This window comes from Paraburkholderia sp. SG-MS1, from assembly GCF_012275575.1.
GTDB lineage: Bacteria > Pseudomonadota > Gammaproteobacteria > Burkholderiales > Burkholderiaceae > Paraburkholderia.
This window is the reverse complement of sequence record NZ_NPIH01000085.1, coordinates 1-19019: the sequence shown is the minus strand read 5'-3', so window position 1 is coordinate 19019 and position 19019 is coordinate 1. Positions and strand designations below refer to the sequence as shown.

The following is a 19019-nucleotide window of genomic DNA, read 5'->3' as shown; positions in this document are numbered from 1 at the left end:
GAGGATCGACGAGCACCCACGAGCACGAATCAGCAGGAACAGGCACGCGTCCATCTGCGGCGCGCGCGGCACTGAATTGAACTGAACCGAATCAGGCGTTGCAAGGCGGCTCGGCGTGAGCGCTGCCCGCTTGCGCACGCACGTCCGTCGCCGAGCGACCGACTTCGAGCAGCGACGCATCGCCTGGAATTCGCGGCGGCTGGCGATGCGATAACCACAAGTACTTCAGTACGGAGACGCCCGCGGCACGGCCCCCCGGATGGTGTCTGCTTTCTCGAACCCGTATGGACGAGGAGGGCGCGAGCGGGACGGCCGGTGCAACGTCCTTCGATGCGCTATCGACGGTCCCCATCTCAAGGAGGAATCATGGCTCAGTTCAATGCAGCGCCCGGCAATCCCTCGATGTCCGCTTATACCGACGACGGCGCGCAAGCCGATCCGTCGACGCCGGCCGGCTACAGCGAGCGGCTCTACAACGAAGATCTCGCGCCGCTGCGCAATCAAACCTGGGGCGCGTACAACATCTTCGCGTTCTGGATGTCGGACGTGCACAGCGTCGGCGGCTACGTGTTCGCGGGCAGTCTGTTCGCGCTGGGCCTGACAAGCTGGCAGGTGCTGATCGCGCTGCTGGTCGGCATCACGATCGTCAACCTGCTGTGCAACCTGATCGCGAAACCGAGCCAGGCGAACGGCGTGCCTTACCCGGTCGCGTGCCGCGCCACCTTCGGCGTGCTTGGCGCGAATATTCCCGCAGTGATTCGCGGCCTGATCGCAGTCGCGTGGTACGGCATTCAGACCTATCTCGCGTCGAGCGCGCTGGTGATCGTCGTGCTCAAGTTCGTGCCGTCGTTGCTGCCTTATGCCGACGTTCATCATCATGGCTTCATGGGCCTGTCGACGCTCGGCTGGGCCGGTTTCATGCTGCTGTGGGTCTTGCAGGCGCTGGTGTTCTGGCATGGCATGGAGACCATCAAGAAATTCATCGACTTCGCCGGGCCCGCCGTCTACGTGGTGATGTTCATTCTCGCGGGCTACATGGTGTATCGCGCGGGATGGCGCAACATCGGCATCAACCTGGGCGGCGTCAAATATCACGGGATGCAGGTGGTGCCGGTCATGATCACCGCGACTTCGCTGGTGGTCTCGTACTTCTCCGGACCGATGCTGAATTTCGGCGACTTCTCGCGCTACGGCAAAAGTTTTCGCAGCGTGAAGCGGGGCAACTTCTGGGGCTTGCCGGTCAACTTCCTCGCCTTCTCGCTCGTGACGGTGATCACGACCGCCGCGACGTTGCCGGTATTCGGCGAGCTGATCACGGACCCGGTCGAAACGGTCGGCCATATCGATTATCCGACTGCGGTGATCCTCGGCGCGTTGACCTTCACGATCGCGACGATCGGCATCAACATCGTGGCCAACTTCGTCTCGCCCGCCTTCGATTTTTCGAACGTCGCGCCGCGCCTCATCAGCTGGCGTGCGGGCGGGATGCTCGCGGCGGTGGCATCGATCTTCATCACGCCGTGGAATCTGTTCAACAACCCGGCGGTGATCCACTACACGCTCGACGTGCTCGGCAGCTTCATCGGCCCTTTGTACGGCGTCCTGATCGTCGACTACTATCTCGTGAAGCGTCAGAAGATCGTGCTCGACGATCTGTACACGGTCGCGCCCACCGGCTCTTACTGGTATCGCAACGGCGTCAACTATCGGGCCGTGGCCGCGTTGCTGCCGGCCGCGCTGATCGCGGTAATCTGCGTGATGACGCCGGGGCTCGACGGTATGGCGAATTTCTCGTGGTTCATCGGCGCGGTTCTCGGTGCGTTGTTCTATCGCGTACTCGCACGCTGAACCGCGCAGTCCCCAGGCGGGCTTCCTTCGCAGCGCGTCAACAGGAGTTCCTATGCGCATCAAACTGATCAACCCGAATACGACGCAGCGCATGACCGACGCCATGGGCCGCTGCGCCCGTGAAGTCGCCGCGCCCGGCACCGAAGTGATCGCGGTGAATCCGGGCATGGGGCCGCCGTCGATCGAAGGCTATTACGACGAGGCGCTCGCCACGCCAGGCCTGCTGGCCGAAGTCGCCGCGGGCGAGCGCGAGGGTTGCGACGGCTACGTGATCGCCTGCTTCGGCGACCCCGGCTTATACGCGGCGCGTGAACTGGCGCGCGGCCCGGTGATCGGCATCGCGGAGGCGGCGATGCACGCGGCGAGCGTGCTGGCGCCAGGCTTCTCGGTGGTGACGACGCTCGCGCGCACCTGCGGCATGGCCTGGCACCTTGCTGAGCGCTACGGCATGAAGCGCTTTTGCCGCAACGTCCGCGCGACCGACGTCGCCGTGCTCGATCTCGACAAGCCGGGGCCGGCCGCGCGCCGCATCATTCTCGACGAATGCCGGCGTGCGCTTGACGAGGACGGCTCGGACGCGATCGTGCTCGGTTGCGCGGGCATGGCCGGGCTATGCGCGGAGCTCGGGGACGCGCTCGGCGCGCCGGTGATCGAAGGCGTGACAGCCGCGGTGAAATGGACGGAGGCGCTGGTCGCACTGCGCCTGTCGACTGCCAAGCGCGGCGACTACGCGAGGCCCTTGGCCAAGCGCTACGACGGCGCGCTGGCCTCGTTCAGCCCTGCGCCGGCTGATCCGGATCCGCAGCGGCTGCACGGCGCCGAAACCGCCGATCCGCTGCGGGTAAACGTTAGCGCACCGGGCCAGCACATACATTCCGTCTGACACGCACTATCTGGCCGGGTGTATGGGCGCACCCGGGTGTTTTCGCTACACTGGCTCAACTCGGCGCGGGTGCCTGAAGTGCTTTTTCGCCGCTGATTCAGAGGGTTGGGTCGGTGGCGGCGAGCGACTCATGCACCGCCCGCAGCTCATGCACGGGCGTCGCCACGTGGCTGCAGTGTGAGCGCCCGCGCGAATTTTACGTACCGTCACCACGCATCCGTCAAACCATGCCACTCGACCCGAACTACCCACGCGATCTGATCGGCTACGGCCGCCACCCGGTGCAGGCCAACTGGCCGGGGCGAGCGCGTGTCGCGGTGCAATTCGTCCTGAACTACGAAGAGGGCGGTGAAAACTGCGTGCTGCATGGCGACCCCGGCTCGGAGCAGTTTCTCTCCGAGATCGTCGGCGCGGCGGCGTATCCGGCTCGTCACATGAGCATGGAGTCGATCTACGAATATGGCTCGCGCGCAGGCGTCTGGCGCATCCTGCGCGAATTCGAAAAGCGCAAGCTGCCGCTCACGGTGTTTGGCGTCGGCATGGCGATCGAGCGGCATCCCGACGTGGCGCGCGCGTTCGTCGAACTCGGCCATGAGATCGCGTGCCACGGCTATCGCTGGATTCACTATCAGGATGTATCGCCGGAGAAAGAGGCGGAGCACATGCGCCTCGGCATGCAAGCGCTCGAACGCGTGACCGGCGAGCGGCCGCTCGGCTGGTACACCGGGCGCGACAGCCCGAACACGCATCGGCTGGTGGCCGAATACGGCGGCTTCCTGTACGACTCGGATTACTACGGCGACGACCTGCCGTTCTGGATGGACGTCGCCGTGACGGGCGGCGCGCGGGTGCCGCAACTGATCGTGCCGTACACGCTCGACACCAACGACATGCGCTTCGCGAGCCCGCAAGGTTTCAACACCGCGGACCACTTCTTCACCTATCTGCGCGACGCCTTCGACGTGCTTTACGAAGAGGGCGACGAAGCGCCGAAGATGCTGTCGATCGGCATGCACTGCCGTCTGCTTGGACGCCCTGGACGCTTTCGCGCATTGCAGCGCTTTCTCGACCATATCGAACAGCACGATCGCGTGTGGGTGACGCGGCGTGTCGATATCGCGCGGCACTGGCGCGAACATCATCCTTACCAGCACAACAACCGCGGGGCGGCCGCATGAAGGCGATGCAATACACTCTGGACCAACTCAACAGCATTTCGGCCGACGCGTTCGTCGCAGCGCTGTCGGGCATTTTCGAGCACTCGCCGTGGGTCGCGGAAATCGCCGCGCGGCAACGGCCGTTCGCGAGCATCGACGAACTGCATCGCAAGATGTCGGGCATCGTCGAAACGGCCGGTGACGAGAAGCAGCTCGCGCTGATCAACGCCCACCCGGAGCTTGCCGGCAAGGCCGCGGTGCGCGGCGAGCTGACCGCCGAATCGACGCGCGAGCAGAGCGGCGCGGGCCTCGCGCAATGCACGCAGGAAGAGTTCGACAAACTGCTCGCGCTCAATAGCGCATATCGCGAGAAGTTCGGCTTCCCGTTCATTCTCGCGGTGCGCGGCTATGACCGTCACGGCATCATCGCGAACTTCGAGGCGCGCGTGAACAACAGCCATGCCGACGAATTGCGCGCGAGCCTCGATCAGATCTACCGCATCGCGCGTTTCCGGCTCGACGACCTGATCGACGCGTAGGCCTCAGGTACGCCGGAGGCACGCGTCGCGGCCCTCGAACCGCAACGTTTTTCCAGCACCTTCACATCAAGGACGACAACGATGGCACTCCCGATTCTCGACCCCAACGCACCGGAATTCACGCGCCGCTATGTGAACCTGGCGGACCCGCGTCTGGGCGCGCAGGCGCTCGAGTCGAGCGACGATTTCTTCGCCCCAAAGGAGCGCATGCTGAATCCGGAGCCGGCCGTCTTCATTCCCGGCAAGTACGACGACAACGGCAAATGGATGGACGGCTGGGAAACCCGCCGCAAGCGCGTGACCGGCTATGACTGGTGCGTCGTGAAGCTGGCGCGCGCTGGTGTGATCAAAGGGCTCGACCTCGACACCAGCCACTTCACGGGCAACTTTCCGCCGGCGGCATCGGTGGAGGCGGCGCGCGTGATCGACGGCGCGCCGAATCAGTCCACGCAATGGACCGAGATCGTGCCGTCCACCACGTTGCAGGGCAATAGCCACCACTATCTCGACGTGAGCGACGCGAACGCGTACACGCACCTGCGCGTGAACATCTATCCGGACGGCGGGATCGCGCGTCTGCGCGTGTACGGTCAGCCGCAGGTCGATTGGGCCGGCGCAAGCCGCACCGAGCAGTTCGATCTGGCCGCGATGGAAAACGGCGCATACCTGGTCGCGGCCAACAATCAGCACTTCGGCGCGGCGTCGACGCTGCTGATGCCGGGCCGCGGCGTGAACATGGGTGACGGCTGGGAAACACGGCGCCGTCGCGAGCCGGGTAACGACTGGGCAATCGTCGCATTGGCGCAACCGGGCGTGATCGGTAAGATCGAAGTCGACACGGCGCACTTCAAAGGCAATTATCCGGACCGCTGTTCGATCCAGGCCGCGTATGTGAAGGGCGGTACCGACAGCTCGCTCATCACGCAGGCGATGTTCTGGCCGGTCCTGCTCGGCGAACAGAAGCTCCAGATGGACAAGCAGCATTTCTTCGAAAGCGAGATCGCGGCGCTCGGGCCAGTCACGCATATTCGCTTCAATATCATTCCGGACGGCGGCGTATCGCGTCTGCGTCTGTGGGGCACGCTCGCATCATGAAAACGCTCGCTATCGAACCGCTGACGAAGGAAGCATTCGCCGCGTTCGGCGACGTGATCGAACTCGAAGGCGCGAAACAGATTCCGATCAACCTCGGCACGACGATCCGCTATCACGATCTCGCGAAAGTAGATGTCACCGACGAGAACGGCCGCACGCTCGTGAATCTGTTTCGCGGACAGCCGCGCACGCTGCCGTTCGAAGTGAAGATGCTCGAGCGTCATCCGCTCGGCAGCCAGGCGTTCGTGCCGTTGAACGACAGGCCGTATCTGGTCGTGGTGGCGCCCGCGGGTGAGCTGGACGCGGCGAAGATTCGCGCGTTCGTCACGAGCGGCTGGCAGGGCGTCAACTATGCGAAGGGCGTGTGGCACCATCCGCTGATCGCGTTGGGGGAGGTGAGCGACTTTATCGTCGTCGATCGTGGCGGTGAGGGGCTCAACCTGAATGAGCAGGATCTGGCCGAGTCGCTATGGCTGACTGAAGATGCGTTGAGTGCCGTGGCGATTTGAGGTGATGAGCGATGAGAATCCCACGGCGCACGCCGTGGTTTTTTTGCATGCGCGAGCCTGAAGCGTGAACGCATCTTCAGGCGCCACGCGACACAACGCCCGAATCCTTAGCCTCGCTTACCGAGCAGTGGCGAGCGCCCGATCACTTCGCGCGCCCGTTGGGCCGGCTCAGCCGCGGAAAACCCGGCGGCTTCGATTGCCGGTTTGAGTCCCTTGAACTGCAGGCTTTTTTTCGGCGAGTGCAACGACGCCATGCCGTCGTCCCACGCATGCAGCATCTGCTTTGCGACCGTGCGCCACTGCGGTTCATTGCGCGCCGCTTCAATCACCTCATGACCGACGGCGACCGCCGAATCGCACAACGCCTCGACCATTTGTGCGTACTGCCGTGGCGCGATGCCCATGCGCGTGTTGAAAAAACGCTCCAGCGTCTTGCCGGCTGCCCAGGTCTTGCGGCCGTCGATCGGCAGGCCCGGCGGATTGGCCGCGAAACGCGGATATGCCTGCGTCGTGACGATGTCGTAGACGGGCGTGAACGCGACGTCGTCGACCGAGCTGTAGAACAGCGCGATGTTCTTCGTGTGGCAGTCCGCGTTACGCACCACGTAGTTCGTCAGCAGATGCCAGCCGAGCTGCTGGAGCTGCTGCCGCATGCTGTTGCGATCGAGCAGATAGGCGCGCGCGGCATTGAGCATTTTCTCGCTGGTCGAATTGTATTTTTCGTGCGGCGGCAAACCCAGCAGGCCGCACATGTCTTCGACGCCATACGCGGGCAGTCCTTGAGCATCGACGTCGAAGCGCTCGACGACCAGCGCCCGGCCATCGTCCGACATCTGCGTGCGCGCCACCGGCACGACGCCGAGCCGTTCCAGCACGCGCATCGAATAGAACTCGTTGAAGCCGAGGAACGGCGTGCTGTCGTCCGAGCCTTTGACGATGTGGCGGCTCGTTCGGATGGTCGGCTTGCCGAGCACCATCGGCGCGGCGGCATCGGCCGCCTGTTCCTGCGGCGCGATGAACTTTGGCACGGCGCCCGAGATGGCGGCGCGCGCGTATTCGCGCACGAGCTGCGCGAAATGATCGGCGGTGTTGTCGCCGTGCAGGATGTCCTGAACGTCGAGCGCCTGGAGTTCGGTGCCCGGCGCGACGCCTTCGGGCGTCACGGTGACGCGGCCGATGCCCATCGCGCCGACCACCGCGAGCAGCGACAGGTCGGTTCCGTCGAGCAACGGACCGAACTGCTCGCGGATCAGATTCAGCAGGTAACCTTCAGGCAGGTTCTGCCGGAAAAATGGATGCAGGTCGCGCGGCCAGCGCCAGGCTTCTTCGCGCACCGGCATGGTCAGGCTGACGAAGTCGGCGGCGCGGGCGTCGGCGTTGTATTTGAGGACGTAGTCGTCGCGCTCGCGAAACAGCGTGGCGACGTTCCTGCCTAGCACCTGGACGTCGAGCCTCATGATTTTGGCTCCGGGCTGCGTTGCTCAGCGAGGATGTCGTCCAGCGTGCGCCCGTGCCCATGTGCGACGAACTTGAGGTCGTAGCCGGCCGCTTCGAGCAGACGCAGCAGCACCGACACGCTCATGTCGTTGCGGGCGAGCGTTTCCATGCGCGCGACGGTGGTGCGCGCCACACCGGCGCGGCGCGCCAGTTCTTCTTGCGACAGGTTGTTTTCGCGCCGTAGCGCTTTCAGCATGTCCGATACGTCGGCAAGATGGGTCATATGTAGCCCCAAGGCATCAATTTCGACAATTGTTATTCGTATTGTAGCCCATCGGTTACAAATCATTTTTGTAAGTTTGTGTCTTGTGGGCTACGCTGTACCAATTTCGCGGGATTTTGTAGCCTAGGGGCTACATATTGGTGGGATGTCCCCACCCATGCCCCCCAACCATGCCCTCAAGAAAAAAAGCGGGCTTGCCGCTCGCGCGAAAAGCCCGCTTCGTGCCACTGCGTCGATGGGCAAGCCGGACTTCACGTCCGGCCGCCGCGCTTACTTCGCCGCGCCTCCTTCGAACCAGGCCGCGATTTTCATCCGCTCGTCATCGGTCATGTGCGTCACGTTGCCGAGCGGCATCGCCTTCAATGTCACGGCCTGCTGATAGATCCGCTGCGCGTTCTGTGAGATTTCATCGGGCGTATCGAGCAGCACGCCGGCCGGCGCGCTGCCCATCATCGTCGGATGCGCGGAGTGGCAGGCCACGCAGCGCTGTTGCAGCACCGGCGCGATGTCGGCCACCTTGACCGCCGGCGCGTTCGCGGCCTGCGCTTGCGGCACGAGCGGCTTCGGCATGGTCCAGAAGAGCGCGCAGAACATCAGCGCGATGCCGACGAGCGGCAGATACCACAGCACCTGGCCGCGGTGGCGCATCACGAAGAACTGGCGGATCAGCGCGCCCGCCAGCATGATGACCAGCAGCACGGCCCAGTTGTACGGATGCGTGTAGGTCATCGCGTAGTGGTTCGACAGCATCGCGAACACCACCGGCAAGGTGAAATACGTGTTGTGCACCGAGCGTTGCTTGCCGCGTTTGCCGTAGATCGGGTTCGGCGTGTTGCCTTTGAGCATCGCGTCGACCATCTTGCGCTGGCCGGGGATGATCACGAAGAACACGTTGGCCGACATGATCGTCGCCAGCATCGCACCCATGATCAGATAGGCTGCGCGGCCTGCGAAGATATGGCAGGCGAGCCACGTGGCGATCACCACGTACACGCCGACGCAGATGCCGAGCACCTTGTCGCGGTTGCCGAGAATGCGGCACAGCGAGTCGTACACGATCCAGCCCGCCGCGAGGAAGCCGATCGCCGAGGCGATCGCGACCACCGGCCCCATGTCGAGCACGTTCTTGTCGATCAGATACGTGGTCGGCGAGAACAGATACAGCACGGTGAAGAGGCCGAAGCCCGACAGCCACGTGGTGTACGACGGCCACTTCGACCAGTGCAGATCGTCGGGCATTTCCGGCGGCGCGACGGTGTACTTCTGCATGTTGTAGAAGCCGCCGCCGTGCACGTGCCACAGTTCGCCGAACACGCCGCGCCGGCGCTGGTTCGGATCCTGCGGCGGTTTGAGGCTGTTGTCGAGCGCGACGAAATAGAACGACTCGCCGATCCAGGCAATCGCGGCAATGACGTGGAACCAGCGAATCGCCAGATTCAACCAGTCGGTGATAAAGCCTTCCATGACACTCCTCCACTTCTGATTCGTTGTATGCGCGATGACGTTCAGCACCTCGCTGGACCGTCTGACGGATCTCGGGCCGTCCGGGCACCGCGCTGACTGCGGGGTCGAAGACGCGGTGCGCTCGGTTCGCACGGCGTCGATTTTTTATGGGTCTCAGGTCCGTCGGGTCGGCAGCGGCCACGCGCGTTTCGAATGCGTTTCGCGGGTGCTCGCGAGGCATCAGGAAAGGGCCGGCGAGCATCTGCGCAACGCAATCAGACATGGCCGGCGTTAACGCCGCCTGGCCGCCTGGCCGCCTAGCTGCCTCGATACGTGCTGTACGACCACGGCGACACCAGCAGCGGCACGTGATAATGCGCAGCGGCGTCGGCCACGCCGAAGCGCAGCACCACACGATCGACGAAGCGCGGCTCGGGCACTTTCGTGCCGATCGACGCGAAGTAGTCGCCCGCGCCGAACACCAGCTCGTATTCGCCCGCGACGAGCGCGTCGCCTTCCAGCAACGGCGCGTCGCAGCGGCCGTCGTCATTGGTGGTGGTGGTTTTGAGCGCGCGCCGCGTGTCGCCCGCCAGCGCGAAGAGTTCGACCTTGATGCCCGCGCCGGGACGGCCGTTCGCGGTGTCGAGCACATGGGTAGTGAGCTTTCCCATTCGCCATTGTCCTTGTGTGTTTGCGAGGTTTCGGCGGCAGCCCGATCCAGATACGTTTGCGGCGGATCGAGGCTCCACGTCAGTGGCTACATACCCGTCGGCGAATTGAAGCGAGCGCCGTGGCAGCCATTGTAAAAAGGTTGTTCCGCTCAGCGCGCGCGAGATAGGAAAGATAATACCTGGCGCATGTTGCACAGCCCGTCGAAAGCCGTAGCGAGTTGCCTGGTTCGATTGCTGCGCGTCGCTTCGATCGTAGCGGCGCCAAAAAAGGCCCACTATATCGATAGCGTGAGGTTGGGTATCGCATTGGCGCGAGTTGCCATGCTTATTTTGGCCGTCGAAGGTTACACCTGTGCGCCGCGGCGGAGACGAACCGGCTGCGGCGCATCCCGAAGACGGCGGAACACGCCGGGTAACCGGGCCAACGGCGTTCGACGGGACGCGGCGGCGCGGTCGGCGTGTCGCCACATCGCGTTCGAGCAGCTTTGCACGGAAGTATTGAAGCGGAGAAAACGAATGACGATGGAACAGGCGGCACAGCAGTCGGGAAAGCCGAAGAAAACGATGCTGGTCAAGCACGCGGACGTGCTGGTCACGATGGACGGCGCGAGGCGCGAACTGCGCGACGGCGGTCTGTATATCGAGGACAACCGCATCGTCGCAGTGGGAGCGGCGGCGCAGTTGCCGCCCACTGCCGACGAAGTGCTCGACATGCGTGGCCACCTGGTCATCCCGGGTCTCGTGAATACGCATCACCACATGTATCAGAGCCTCACGCGCGCGTTGCCCGCCGCGCAGAACGCCGAGCTGTTCGGCTGGCTCACGAATCTGTACAAGGTGTGGGCCAATCTCACGCCGGAGATGATCGAAATCTCGACGCTGACGGCGATGGCCGAACTGCTGCTGTCCGGCTGCACGACGTCGAGCGACCATCTGTATATCTATCCGAACGGCAGCCGGCTCGACGACAGCATTGCGGCGGCACGGCGGATCGGCATGCGTTTTCATGCGGCGCGCGGCAGCATGAGCGTGGGGCAGAAGGACGGCGGCTTGCCGCCGGATTCGGTGGTTGAGCGTGAAGCGGACATCCTGAAAGATACACAGCGGCTGATCGAGACGTATCACGATGAAGGCCGCTACGCGATGCTGCGCGTGGTGGTCGCGCCGTGCTCGCCGTTTTCGGTGAGCCGCGAGTTGATGCGCGAGTCGGCTGTGCTGGCGCGTCACTATGGCGTGTCGCTGCATACGCACCTCGCGGAGAACGTCAACGACGTCGCATACAGCCGCGAGAAGTTTGGCATGACGCCTGCCGAGTATGCGGAAGACCTTGGTTGGGTCGGCCGCGATGTGTGGCATGCGCACTGTGTGCAACTCGACGACGCGGGCATCGAACTGTTCGCGCGCACGGGCACCGGGGTTGCGCACTGTCCGTGTTCGAACATGCGGCTTGCCTCGGGCATTGCGCCGGTCAGGCGGATGCGTCTCGCGGGGGTGCCGGTGGGGCTGGGCGTCGACGGTTCGGCTTCGAACGACGGCGCGCAGATGGTCGCCGAAGTGCGCCAGGCGTTGCTGCTGCAGCGGGTCGGTTTCGGGCCGGACGCGATGACCGCGCGCGACGCCTTGGAGATCGCGACGCTGGGCGGCGCGAAGGTGCTCAATCGCGACGACATCGGCGCGCTTGCGCCGGGCATGGCGGCGGACTTCGTGTCGTTCGACCTGCGTCAGCCGCTGTTTGCGGGCGCGTTGCACGACCCGGTCGCGGCGCTGGTGTTCTGCGCGCCTTCACAGGTGAGCTACAGCGTGATCGGCGGCAAGGTGGTGGTGAAAGACGGCCAGTTGACGACGCTCGACCTCGGGCCGGTCATCGAGCGGCACAACCGGCTGGCGAAGACGCTTTACGAGGCGGCGGCGTAGAAGAGGAAAGTGGGGAGCGCGGGAAGAGAGAGCGGGGATGCCATCGTCAAAAACGGCACGCCCGCCACCCGCGCAACGAGGCGTCAAGGTTTGTCGATCAACGTCCTGGTCGCTTCGGCGACCAGACTGCGCAGCCAGCGCACTTCGTCGGAGTAATGCACGCGTTCGTGCCACAGCTGGTAGTACTGCATGGGCGGGAAATCGAGCGGCGCGGGCACCACGGTCAGCGGCAGGAACTTCGCGTAGTAATCGGCAAAAAGGCGCGTCGTTGTGAAGATCAGATCGGATTTGATCAGCACGTACGGCGCCAGATTGAAGTACGGCAACGTGACGACCACGTGGCGCTTCAGGCGCTCGCGCGCGAGATGCACGTCGATCGCGCCGCGCTGGCCCACCGAATAAGGCGTCGGCGCGAGATGCGGAGCGTTCAGGTACTGATCGAGCGTGAGGCCGCCGCGTTTGGCGAACGGATGCGTGTTGCTCATCAGGCAGACGATCTGATCGACGAACAGGTTCGACAGATGCAGTTGCTCCGGCGGCTCCGGCCAGTTGCCGACCACGATGTCGAGCTTGCCGTCCTCGAGCGCGAGTTCGTAGTCGAAGGCGGGGCCGAGCGAGTGAAATTCGAGCGTCGCGTTCGGCGCGGCCTGGCGAAAACGTTCGACCACCGTCGGCACGAACAGCACGTTCAGGTAGTCGGGGCAGCCGATCCGGTAGCAACGGATCGAGGTCGCCGGATCGAAGTTGTGCTGCTGGAACTTGATGCGTTCGATTTCGCGCAGCGCGTTCTGTACCGGTTCGAGCAGGCGCAGGCCGTACTCGGTCGGCACCATGCCGGATTTGCCGCGCACCAGCAGCGGGTCGCCGGTGATGTCGCGCAGGCGGCGCAGCGCCGCGCTGATCGCAGGTTGCGACTGGTTCAGTTTGACGGCCGCGCGGGTGACGCTGCGCTCCATCAACAAGGTGTGCAAGACGCGCAGTAGGTACGTATCGATCGCCTCGCGTTGCTGGCTCATGACTTCTCCGAAATATATGTTCAGGCTGATCGAACGGGCGTGGGGGTATATGCTTTTTAATATGAACGAAAAACGTCGTCAAGGGTGGCATACCCGCAGAGCGCGCTGCGGCGCGGGTTTGCGGGAATTTTGACGGCTCGACTGAGCGGGTCGAATTAGGTATTGTCACCCGGTTGTGGTGACGGATCGTCCGCCGGCGAGGTGGACGGACGCGCCGGAACCGGTAGTCACTGACGCACGACGGAATCACATGAGCGACTCTTCTTATAGCGACGGCGCCGCCGCGCAGCCGGCGACGCGGCCGGAACAGGCGGCGCCCAGGCTGATGCTCCAGGGCATCACCAAACAGTACCCGGCGGTGCGCGCCAACGACGACGTCACATTGATCGTCGCCCCGGGCGAGATCCATGCGGTGCTCGGCGAAAACGGCGCCGGCAAAAGCACACTGATGAAGATCATCTACGGCGCGGTGCGGCCCGACGCCGGCGAGATTCGCTGGGAAGGCGAGGTGGTCGAGATCGCGAACCCGGCGGCGGCGCGCAAGCTCGGCATCGGCATGGTGTTCCAGCATTTTTCGCTGTTCGAGACGCTCACGGTCGGCGAAAACATCGCGCTCGCACTCGACGAACCGTTCGACCTGAAGACGCTTTCCCAACGCATCCGCGAAGTCTCGGCCGACTACGGGCTCGACATCGACCCGCAGCGTCACGTGCATAGCCTGACGGTGGGCGAGCGGCAGCGCGTCGAGATCGTGCGCTGCCTGCTGCAGAACCCGCGCCTGCTGATCATGGACGAGCCGACTTCGGTGCTGACGCCGCAAGCGGTGAGAAAGCTCTTCGCGACGTTGCGGCGGCTGGCGGCCGAAGGCTGCAGCATTCTCTACATCAGCCACAAGCTCGACGAAATCCAGGAGCTGTGCGACAGCGCGACCGTGATGCGCGGGGGCCGTGTGACGGGTCACGTGAAGCCGAAGGGCGAGACGCATGCGTCGCTCGCGCAGTTGATGGTCGGCCATTCGCTGCCCGATTACACGCGGCGCGAGCACAATCCGGGCGCCGTGCTGCTCGACGTGAAGCAGTTGTCGGTGGAGAGCGACGACCCGTTCGGCACGTCGCTGCACGACGTGTCGTTCGGCGTGCATGCGGGCGAGATTTTCGGCATCGCGGGCGTGTCGGGCAACGGCCAGGCGGAGTTGCTCTCGGCGCTGTCCGGCGAAAAACGCGGCGTGCGCGCCGACGCGGTCACGATTTGCGGTAAGACGGCCGGGCGCCTCGGCGCGGGCGGCCGGCGCGCGCTCGGTTTCGGCTTCGTGCCGGAGGAGCGCCTTGGCCGTGGCGCGGTGCCGGCCATGTCGCTGTCGGAGAACGCACTGCTCACCGCGCATCGTCAGCAGATGGTGAGCTCGGGCTGGATCAAGGCGGGTGCGATGCGAGCGTTCGCGAAGCGCTGTATCGACGCCTTCGACGTGCGTTGCGGCGGCCCGGAAGCGCTCGCGCAAAGTCTGTCCGGCGGCAATCTGCAGAAATACATCATGGGGCGCGAAATCCTGCAGGCGCCCAAAGTGCTGGTGGTCGCGCAGCCCACATGGGGCGTCGACGTCGGCGCGGCGGCGTTCATCCGTCAGCAGTTGCTCGATCTGGCGGCGCGCGGCGTCGCGATTCTGGTGATTTCTGAAGAACTGGAAGAGCTGTTCGACATCTGCGATCGCCTCGCGGTGCTCGCCGGCGGCCGGCTCTCGCCGGTACGCGCGACGGGGGCGACCAATGCCGAGGAAATCGGCCGCTGGATGGCGGGTCTGTTCGGCGCGCGCGAGGGCGCGGCGCCGTCGGCGGAACAGGCGGCGCACGCATAAAGCGCGAGGCGAGAAGGGGCGAGCCGCGTCGTTCGAGCCTCACGAGCCTCACAACCAGAACCAATCAATCACACGCTACCCATGATTCTTCCTTATCGACTCGAAGCACGCACGACGCCCTCGCGCACGATGCAGTTCGCCGTGCCGCTGATCGCCGCGTTGCTCACGCTGGCGATCGGCTTTCTGATTTTCAGCCTCGTGGGACGCGATCCCTTGCAGGCGATGCACGCGTTTTTCATCGAACCGCTGTCGAGCGTGAACGGCTGGTCCGAGCTGCTGCTGAAGGCGTCGCCGTTGTGCCTGATCGGCCTCGGCCTCGCGATCGGCTATCGCGCCAACGTCTGGAATATCGGCGCGGAAGGGCAGATGCTGCTCGGCGGCATTGCCGCGAGCGGCGTCGCGATCTACTTCGACCAGGCCACCGGCTGGTGGATCCTGCCGACCATGATGATCGCCGGCGTGCTCGGCGGCATGGCGTGGGCGGCGATTCCCGCACTCCTCAAGAGCCGCTTCAACACCAACGAGATTCTCGTGAGCCTGATGCTCACGTACGTGGCCACGCAACTGCTGATCTATCTGGTGAGTGGTCCGTGGCGCGACCCGCAGGGCATGAACTTTCCGCTGTCGGAAATGTTCAGCGGCGACGCGCTCTATCCAACGCTCTACGGCGACTGGCACTGGAAATGGCTGCGCGGCACGCGGCTGAACGCGTCGGTGTTCGTCACGTTGATCGCGATCCCGCTCGTGTGGCTCTTCATGCGCAAGAGCTTCGCGGGCTACCGGATGAACGTCGGCGGCCTCGCGCCGCTTGCCGCGCGCTATGCAGGCTTTTCCGACAAGAGAACCATCTGGACCTCGCTCCTGATCAGCGGCGGCCTCGCGGGCCTCGCCGGAATGGGCGAGATCGCCGGCCCGATCGGCCAGTTGCAGGCGACGTGGTCGCCGGGCTACGGCTTCACGGCGATCATCGTCGTGTTCGTCGGGCGGTTGCATCCGGTCGGCATCGTGCTCGCGAGTCTCCTGATGGCCTTGCTGTATCTCGGCGGCGAAGCGGTGCAGACCTCGATGCAATTGCCGCAGGCGCTTTCCGGCGTGTTCCAGGGGCTCCTGCTGTTCTGCCTGCTGGGTGCCGACCTGTTCGTGAACTACCGGGTGCGCCGCCGCTCGCTGGCCGCCGTTCACCAACAGGCTCACTGATCTTTTCGCCGGACTTCCATGGATATTCAACAAGCCAGCGCGCTCACCTCGAGCGCCGTCACCGCCGCAATCCCGCTGATGTTCGCGGGCGCGGGCGAACTCGTCACCGAAAAGTCGGGCGTGCTCAACCTGGGCGTCGAAGGCATGATGCTGATGGGCGCCGTGACCGGCTACGCGGTCACGACCATTACCGGCAACCCGTGGCTCGGCGTGCTCGCCGCGATTGGCGCCGGTCTCGCGATGTCGCTCCTGTTCGCGTTTCTCACGCTGACCATGCTCGCCAACCAGGTCGCCACCGGCCTCTCGCTGACGATCTTCGGCATCGGCCTGTCGGCCTATGTCGGCAAGCCGTACACGTCGGCCGCGGTGCGCGCGACCATCGACACGTGGACCATTCCCGGTCTCGCGAAGATTCCCGTGCTCGGGCCCGCGCTCTTCAGCCTCACGCCGCTCGATTACCTCGCGTTCCTGATGTTCGCCGTGATCGGCTGGTTTCTGTACCGCACGCGCGCCGGTCTGGTGCTGCGCTCGGTCGGCGAATCGCCGCAGGTCGCGCACTCGGTCGGCTTTCCGGTGGTTGGCGTGCGCTACGGCGCGGTGGCCTTCGGCGGCGGCATGGCCGGGCTCGCGGGCGGCTACTATTCGATCGTGAATCTGCACCTGTGGCAGGAGAACCTGACCTCGGGCCGCGGCTGGATCGCGCTCGCACTGGTGGTGTTCGCGACGTGGCGCCCGGGGCGTCTGCTGATCGGTGCGCTGCTGTTCGGCGCGGTGACCGGCTTGCAGTTTTACGCGCAGGCGATCGGCGTGCCCGTGCCGACGCAATTCCTCGCGATGCTGCCGTATGTCGCGACGGTCGTCGTGCTGGTGCTGATCTCGCGCAATCCGAACACGATCCGTCTGAATGCGCCGGCATCGCTCGGCAAGCCGTTTTTCTCGGCGGGCTGATCGGGCCGCCCGCGACCCTACGTTTCCTATTATTCGACCAACGACAACAGGACCCAACATGAAGAGAAGAAATTTACTGACCGCTTTCGCGTGGGGCGCGGCCTCGCTCGCGCTTGCTGCGCCGCTCGCGCAAACCGCGCAGGCCGCCGATGCGCCGGGCGTCGCGTTCGTCTACATCGGCAATCCGGGCGATGCCGGCTGGACCTTCGCGCACGACCAGGGCTCGCGCGAAGCGCAAGCGAAGTTCGGCAACAGGATCAAGATCACGCGCGTCGAAAACGTGCCGGAATCGGCGGACTCGGAGCGAGTGTTCCGCGATCTGGCGAACAAGGGCAACAAGATCATCATCGGCACGAGCTTCGGCTTTCAGGACTTCCAGCTGAAGGTCGCGAAGGATTTCCCGGACGCCGTGTTCCTGCACGCTACCGGCTACAAGAAGGCGCCGAACTTCGGCACCTATGACGTGCGCATGTATCAGGGCGCGTACCTGGCGGGTGTCGCCGCGGGCTACGTGACGAAGACCAACACGCTCGGCTTCGTCGCGTCGGTGCCGATTCCGGAAGTGGTGCGCAACATCAATGCGTACACGCTCGGCGCGCGCTCGGTGAATCCGAAGGTGCACACGAAGGTCATCTGGATCAACAGCTGGTTCGATCCGGGCAAGGAAAAGCAGGCGGCTGAAACGCTGATCGGCCAGGGTGCCGACGTGCTGCTGCAGAACACGGATTCGAGCGCGACGCTCGCCACCGCGTCGGAAAAACACGTGCATGCGTTCGGCTGGGATTCGGACATGAAGAAGTTCGGCCCCGAGGCGCATCTCGGTTCGGTGGTCGCGCACTGGGGCGTGTATTACAACTCGGCGATCCAGCAGGTGCTGGACGGCAAGTGGAAGAACGATCCGGTGTGGTGGGGCATTCCGCAGAAGGCCGTCAACCTGGAGAATCTGAACACCTCGGCGATTCCGGCCGAGGCGCAGAAGCAGGTCGCCGCGAAGCGCGATGAACTGGCGGGCGGCAAGTGGGACGTGTTCACCGGCCCGATCAAGGATCAGTCGGGTGCGGTGAAGGTGCCGGCGGGCAAGACGCTGACCGATCCGGAACTGCAACGTCTGAACTGGTATGTGGAAGGCGTGGACGGTTCGCTGCCGAAGTAACTCGTCACGCTCAGCCGATGCTGGGCGACGCATGAGCCGCTTTACGATCGACGGGGCGGCGGTCACCACAACCGCTGCCTTGAGGCGCTGCGTCCAGTACGGACGCAGCTTTTTTTTGGCGGATCGGCCACTGGCGAGGCGCCTCGCGTCTTGTGCACGTGCCGCACATGGGCCCCTTGCCTGTCACCGCGCGCCGACGCAAAGCGCCGGTTGCCGCCATCGCGTTTATTCGATCCGCAAACCCACCTTGATCGTCACCTGCCAGTAGGCGACCTTGTCGTCTTCGATCTGGCCCCGTGTTTCCGTGACTTCGAACCAGTGCAGATTGCGCAAGGTCTTCGACGCTTTGGCAATCGCGGTCTTGACGGCGTCGTCGCTCGATACCGTCGACGAGCCGGTCAGTTCGATCTGTTTGTAGACGTGGTCTGACATAAGATTCCTCCTTGGTCTTCGTTGGTGTCCAGAAAGTATAGGCAACGGGAAACGCGGCACATGCGGCAAACGCGGTGGCAAACGCGCTGGCAAACGCGGCACGTGAGCGGCCCATCGACGGGGAGTGCCGCACGTCGTGTGCCCGGTAGCCGGTGACGGCGCGGGTTCGTTATCATGTCCGCGCAACTCATTCCGATAGCCGACGAGGTTCGAAAGTGGAAATTGGTTTTTGCGGTCCCGGCCTGATGGGCGCGCCGATGATCCGGCATCTGCTGCGCGCGGGGCATACCGTGCATGTGTGGAATCGCACCCGGGCAAAGGCCGAAGCGCTGATGGCGGAAGGCGCGCGCGTCGCCGATACGCCGCGTGAGATGGCGCTGCGCTGCGAAGCGGTGCTGCTGTGCGTCGCCGACGCGGCGGCGGTGGAGCACACGGTGTTCGGCGCCACGGGACTGTTGAGCGGCGACGCGGCCAAAGCGGTCCGGCTGCGCTGGATCGTCGATCATTCGAGCATTCCGCCGGCTGCGACGCGCGCGTTCGCGCAGCGCGCGGCGGCGCTGGCCGCTTCGTTCGCATCGATGCCCGCAGCTGCGCAGGAGGGCGTGGGTGGGGCGCGCATCGGCTGGATCGATGCACCTGTGT

18 protein-coding genes are annotated in these 19019 nt (G+C 64.5%); 12 read left to right on the top strand and 6 right to left on the bottom strand.

Going from position 1 to position 19019, the window contains the following annotated elements:
* The first annotated feature begins 366 nt into the window (after positions 1 to 366).
* The 6 genes from CIC12_RS05730 (at position 367) to CIC12_RS05705 (ending at position 6031) form a co-directional block, all read left to right on the top strand.
* Entirely contained in the window at positions 367 to 1848 is a 1482-nt protein-coding gene (locus tag CIC12_RS05730; RefSeq protein ID WP_168662996.1) for an NCS1 family nucleobase:cation symporter-1, read from the top strand.
* A gap of 52 nt (positions 1849 to 1900) precedes the next feature.
* The gene (locus CIC12_RS05725; protein ID WP_168662994.1) at positions 1901 to 2731 is read left to right on the top strand and encodes an aspartate/glutamate racemase family protein; all 831 of its coding nucleotides are present in this window, start codon (positions 1901 to 1903) and stop codon (positions 2729 to 2731) included.
* A 227-nt stretch (positions 2732 to 2958) separates the two neighbouring features.
* Positions 2959 to 3909 carry an allantoinase PuuE gene (puuE, locus tag CIC12_RS05720; protein ID WP_168662992.1) on the top strand — a complete coding sequence of 317 codons (951 nt, stop codon included), beginning with the start codon at positions 2959 to 2961 and terminating at the stop codon, positions 3907 to 3909.
* Positions 3906 to 4427, top strand: coding sequence for a 2-oxo-4-hydroxy-4-carboxy-5-ureidoimidazoline decarboxylase (gene uraD / locus CIC12_RS05715; RefSeq protein ID WP_168662990.1), 522 nt, complete (start codon positions 3906 to 3908; stop codon positions 4425 to 4427). Before puuE ends, uraD begins: the two co-directional genes overlap by 4 nt.
* Before the next feature lie 81 nt (positions 4428 to 4508).
* Positions 4509 to 5522, top strand: a complete 1014-nt coding sequence (gene alc / locus CIC12_RS05710) for an allantoicase (RefSeq protein ID WP_168662988.1) — start codon at positions 4509 to 4511, stop codon at positions 5520 to 5522.
* On the top strand, positions 5519 to 6031 hold the full coding sequence (locus tag CIC12_RS05705) for an ureidoglycolate lyase (protein WP_168662986.1): 513 nt from the start codon (positions 5519 to 5521) through the stop codon (positions 6029 to 6031). The genes alc and CIC12_RS05705 overlap by 4 nt, the downstream gene beginning before the upstream one ends.
* Positions 6032 to 6138: 107 nt before the next feature.
* Here the strand turns inward: CIC12_RS05705 and CIC12_RS05700 are convergent, their stop codons facing one another.
* The 4 genes from CIC12_RS05700 to uraH all read right to left on the bottom strand — a co-directional run bounded on the left by CIC12_RS05700 (position 6139) and on the right by uraH (position 9865).
* On the bottom strand, positions 6139 to 7488 hold the full coding sequence (locus CIC12_RS05700; RefSeq protein WP_168662984.1) for a type II toxin-antitoxin system HipA family toxin: 1350 nt from the start codon (positions 7486 to 7488) through the stop codon (positions 6139 to 6141).
* Complete coding sequence (locus CIC12_RS05695; protein ID WP_168662982.1) at positions 7485 to 7751, bottom strand: helix-turn-helix transcriptional regulator; 267 nt, start codon at positions 7749 to 7751, stop codon at positions 7485 to 7487. Before CIC12_RS05695 ends, CIC12_RS05700 begins: the two co-directional genes overlap by 4 nt.
* Before the next feature lie 270 nt (positions 7752 to 8021).
* Positions 8022 to 9215, bottom strand: a complete 1194-nt coding sequence (locus CIC12_RS05690; protein WP_168662980.1) for a urate hydroxylase PuuD — start codon at positions 9213 to 9215, stop codon at positions 8022 to 8024.
* A 296-nt stretch (positions 9216 to 9511) separates the two neighbouring features.
* Positions 9512 to 9865, bottom strand: coding sequence for a hydroxyisourate hydrolase (uraH, locus tag CIC12_RS05685; RefSeq protein ID WP_121317819.1), 354 nt, complete (start codon positions 9863 to 9865; stop codon positions 9512 to 9514).
* Between the two features lie 516 nt (positions 9866 to 10381).
* Between uraH and CIC12_RS05680 the strand changes: the two genes are divergently transcribed.
* The gene (locus CIC12_RS05680) at positions 10382 to 11779 is read left to right on the top strand and encodes an 8-oxoguanine deaminase (RefSeq protein ID WP_168662978.1); all 1398 of its coding nucleotides are present in this window, start codon (positions 10382 to 10384) and stop codon (positions 11777 to 11779) included.
* Positions 11780 to 11862: 83 nt separating this feature from the next.
* On the opposite strand, the gene CIC12_RS05675 is transcribed toward CIC12_RS05680, so the two are convergent.
* Positions 11863 to 12795 (bottom strand): LysR substrate-binding domain-containing protein, encoded by a 933-nt coding sequence (locus tag CIC12_RS05675; RefSeq protein WP_006051768.1) that lies wholly within the window; start codon positions 12793 to 12795, stop codon positions 11863 to 11865.
* A 250-nt stretch (positions 12796 to 13045) separates the two neighbouring features.
* Between CIC12_RS05675 and CIC12_RS05670 the strand changes: the two genes are divergently transcribed.
* The 4 genes from CIC12_RS05670 to CIC12_RS05655 all read left to right on the top strand — a co-directional run bounded on the left by CIC12_RS05670 (position 13046) and on the right by CIC12_RS05655 (position 17945).
* A complete protein-coding gene (locus tag CIC12_RS05670) occupies positions 13046 to 14647 on the top strand; it encodes an ABC transporter ATP-binding protein (protein WP_168662976.1) in 1602 nt (533 codons plus the stop codon).
* Between the two features lie 81 nt (positions 14648 to 14728).
* Positions 14729 to 15844: an ABC transporter permease gene (locus CIC12_RS05665; RefSeq protein WP_168662974.1), complete on the top strand. Its 1116-nt coding sequence runs from the start codon at positions 14729 to 14731 to the stop codon at positions 15842 to 15844.
* Positions 15845 to 15862: 18 nt separating this feature from the next.
* Positions 15863 to 16792 (top strand): ABC transporter permease, encoded by a 930-nt coding sequence (locus CIC12_RS05660; protein WP_168662972.1) that lies wholly within the window; start codon positions 15863 to 15865, stop codon positions 16790 to 16792.
* A gap of 58 nt (positions 16793 to 16850) precedes the next feature.
* Positions 16851 to 17945: a BMP family ABC transporter substrate-binding protein gene (locus CIC12_RS05655; protein ID WP_168662970.1), complete on the top strand. Its 1095-nt coding sequence runs from the start codon at positions 16851 to 16853 to the stop codon at positions 17943 to 17945.
* 225 nt (positions 17946 to 18170) lie between these two features.
* Here CIC12_RS05655 and CIC12_RS05650 read toward each other — a convergent pair whose 3' ends face one another.
* Positions 18171 to 18377: a dodecin gene (locus CIC12_RS05650; RefSeq protein WP_168662968.1), complete on the bottom strand. Its 207-nt coding sequence runs from the start codon at positions 18375 to 18377 to the stop codon at positions 18171 to 18173.
* A gap of 215 nt (positions 18378 to 18592) precedes the next feature.
* Between CIC12_RS05650 and CIC12_RS05645 the strand changes: the two genes are divergently transcribed.
* Positions 18593 to 19019: NAD(P)-binding domain-containing protein (locus CIC12_RS05645; protein ID WP_168662965.1), on the top strand; the 427-nt coding region annotated here is incomplete at its 3' end.

Bases quoted from the DNA above. Each gene is read 5' to 3' on its own strand.
- CIC12_RS05730 (WP_168662996.1), top strand. From the start codon at position 367: ATGGCTCAGTTCAATGCAGCGCCCGGCAATCCCTCGATGTCCGCTTAT.
- CIC12_RS05725 (WP_168662994.1), top strand. From the start codon at position 1,901: ATGCGCATCAAACTGATCAACCCGAATACGACGCAGCGCATGACCGAC.
- puuE (WP_168662992.1), top strand. From the start codon at position 2,959: ATGCCACTCGACCCGAACTACCCACGCGATCTGATCGGCTACGGCCGC.
- uraD (WP_168662990.1), top strand. From the start codon at position 3,906: ATGAAGGCGATGCAATACACTCTGGACCAACTCAACAGCATTTCGGCC.
- alc (WP_168662988.1), top strand. From the start codon at position 4,509: ATGGCACTCCCGATTCTCGACCCCAACGCACCGGAATTCACGCGCCGC.
- CIC12_RS05705 (WP_168662986.1), top strand. From the start codon at position 5,519: ATGAAAACGCTCGCTATCGAACCGCTGACGAAGGAAGCATTCGCCGCG.
- CIC12_RS05700 (WP_168662984.1), bottom strand. From the start codon at position 7,488: ATGAGGCTCGACGTCCAGGTGCTAGGCAGGAACGTCGCCACGCTGTTT.
- CIC12_RS05695 (WP_168662982.1), bottom strand. From the start codon at position 7,751: ATGACCCATCTTGCCGACGTATCGGACATGCTGAAAGCGCTACGGCGC.
- CIC12_RS05690 (WP_168662980.1), bottom strand. From the start codon at position 9,215: ATGGAAGGCTTTATCACCGACTGGTTGAATCTGGCGATTCGCTGGTTC.
- uraH (WP_121317819.1), bottom strand. From the start codon at position 9,865: ATGGGAAAGCTCACTACCCATGTGCTCGACACCGCGAACGGCCGTCCC.
- CIC12_RS05680 (WP_168662978.1), top strand. From the start codon at position 10,382: ATGACGATGGAACAGGCGGCACAGCAGTCGGGAAAGCCGAAGAAAACG.
- CIC12_RS05675 (WP_006051768.1), bottom strand. From the start codon at position 12,795: ATGAGCCAGCAACGCGAGGCGATCGATACGTACCTACTGCGCGTCTTG.
- CIC12_RS05670 (WP_168662976.1), top strand. From the start codon at position 13,046: ATGAGCGACTCTTCTTATAGCGACGGCGCCGCCGCGCAGCCGGCGACG.
- CIC12_RS05665 (WP_168662974.1), top strand. From the start codon at position 14,729: ATGATTCTTCCTTATCGACTCGAAGCACGCACGACGCCCTCGCGCACG.
- CIC12_RS05660 (WP_168662972.1), top strand. From the start codon at position 15,863: ATGGATATTCAACAAGCCAGCGCGCTCACCTCGAGCGCCGTCACCGCC.
- CIC12_RS05655 (WP_168662970.1), top strand. From the start codon at position 16,851: ATGAAGAGAAGAAATTTACTGACCGCTTTCGCGTGGGGCGCGGCCTCG.
- CIC12_RS05650 (WP_168662968.1), bottom strand. From the start codon at position 18,377: ATGTCAGACCACGTCTACAAACAGATCGAACTGACCGGCTCGTCGACG.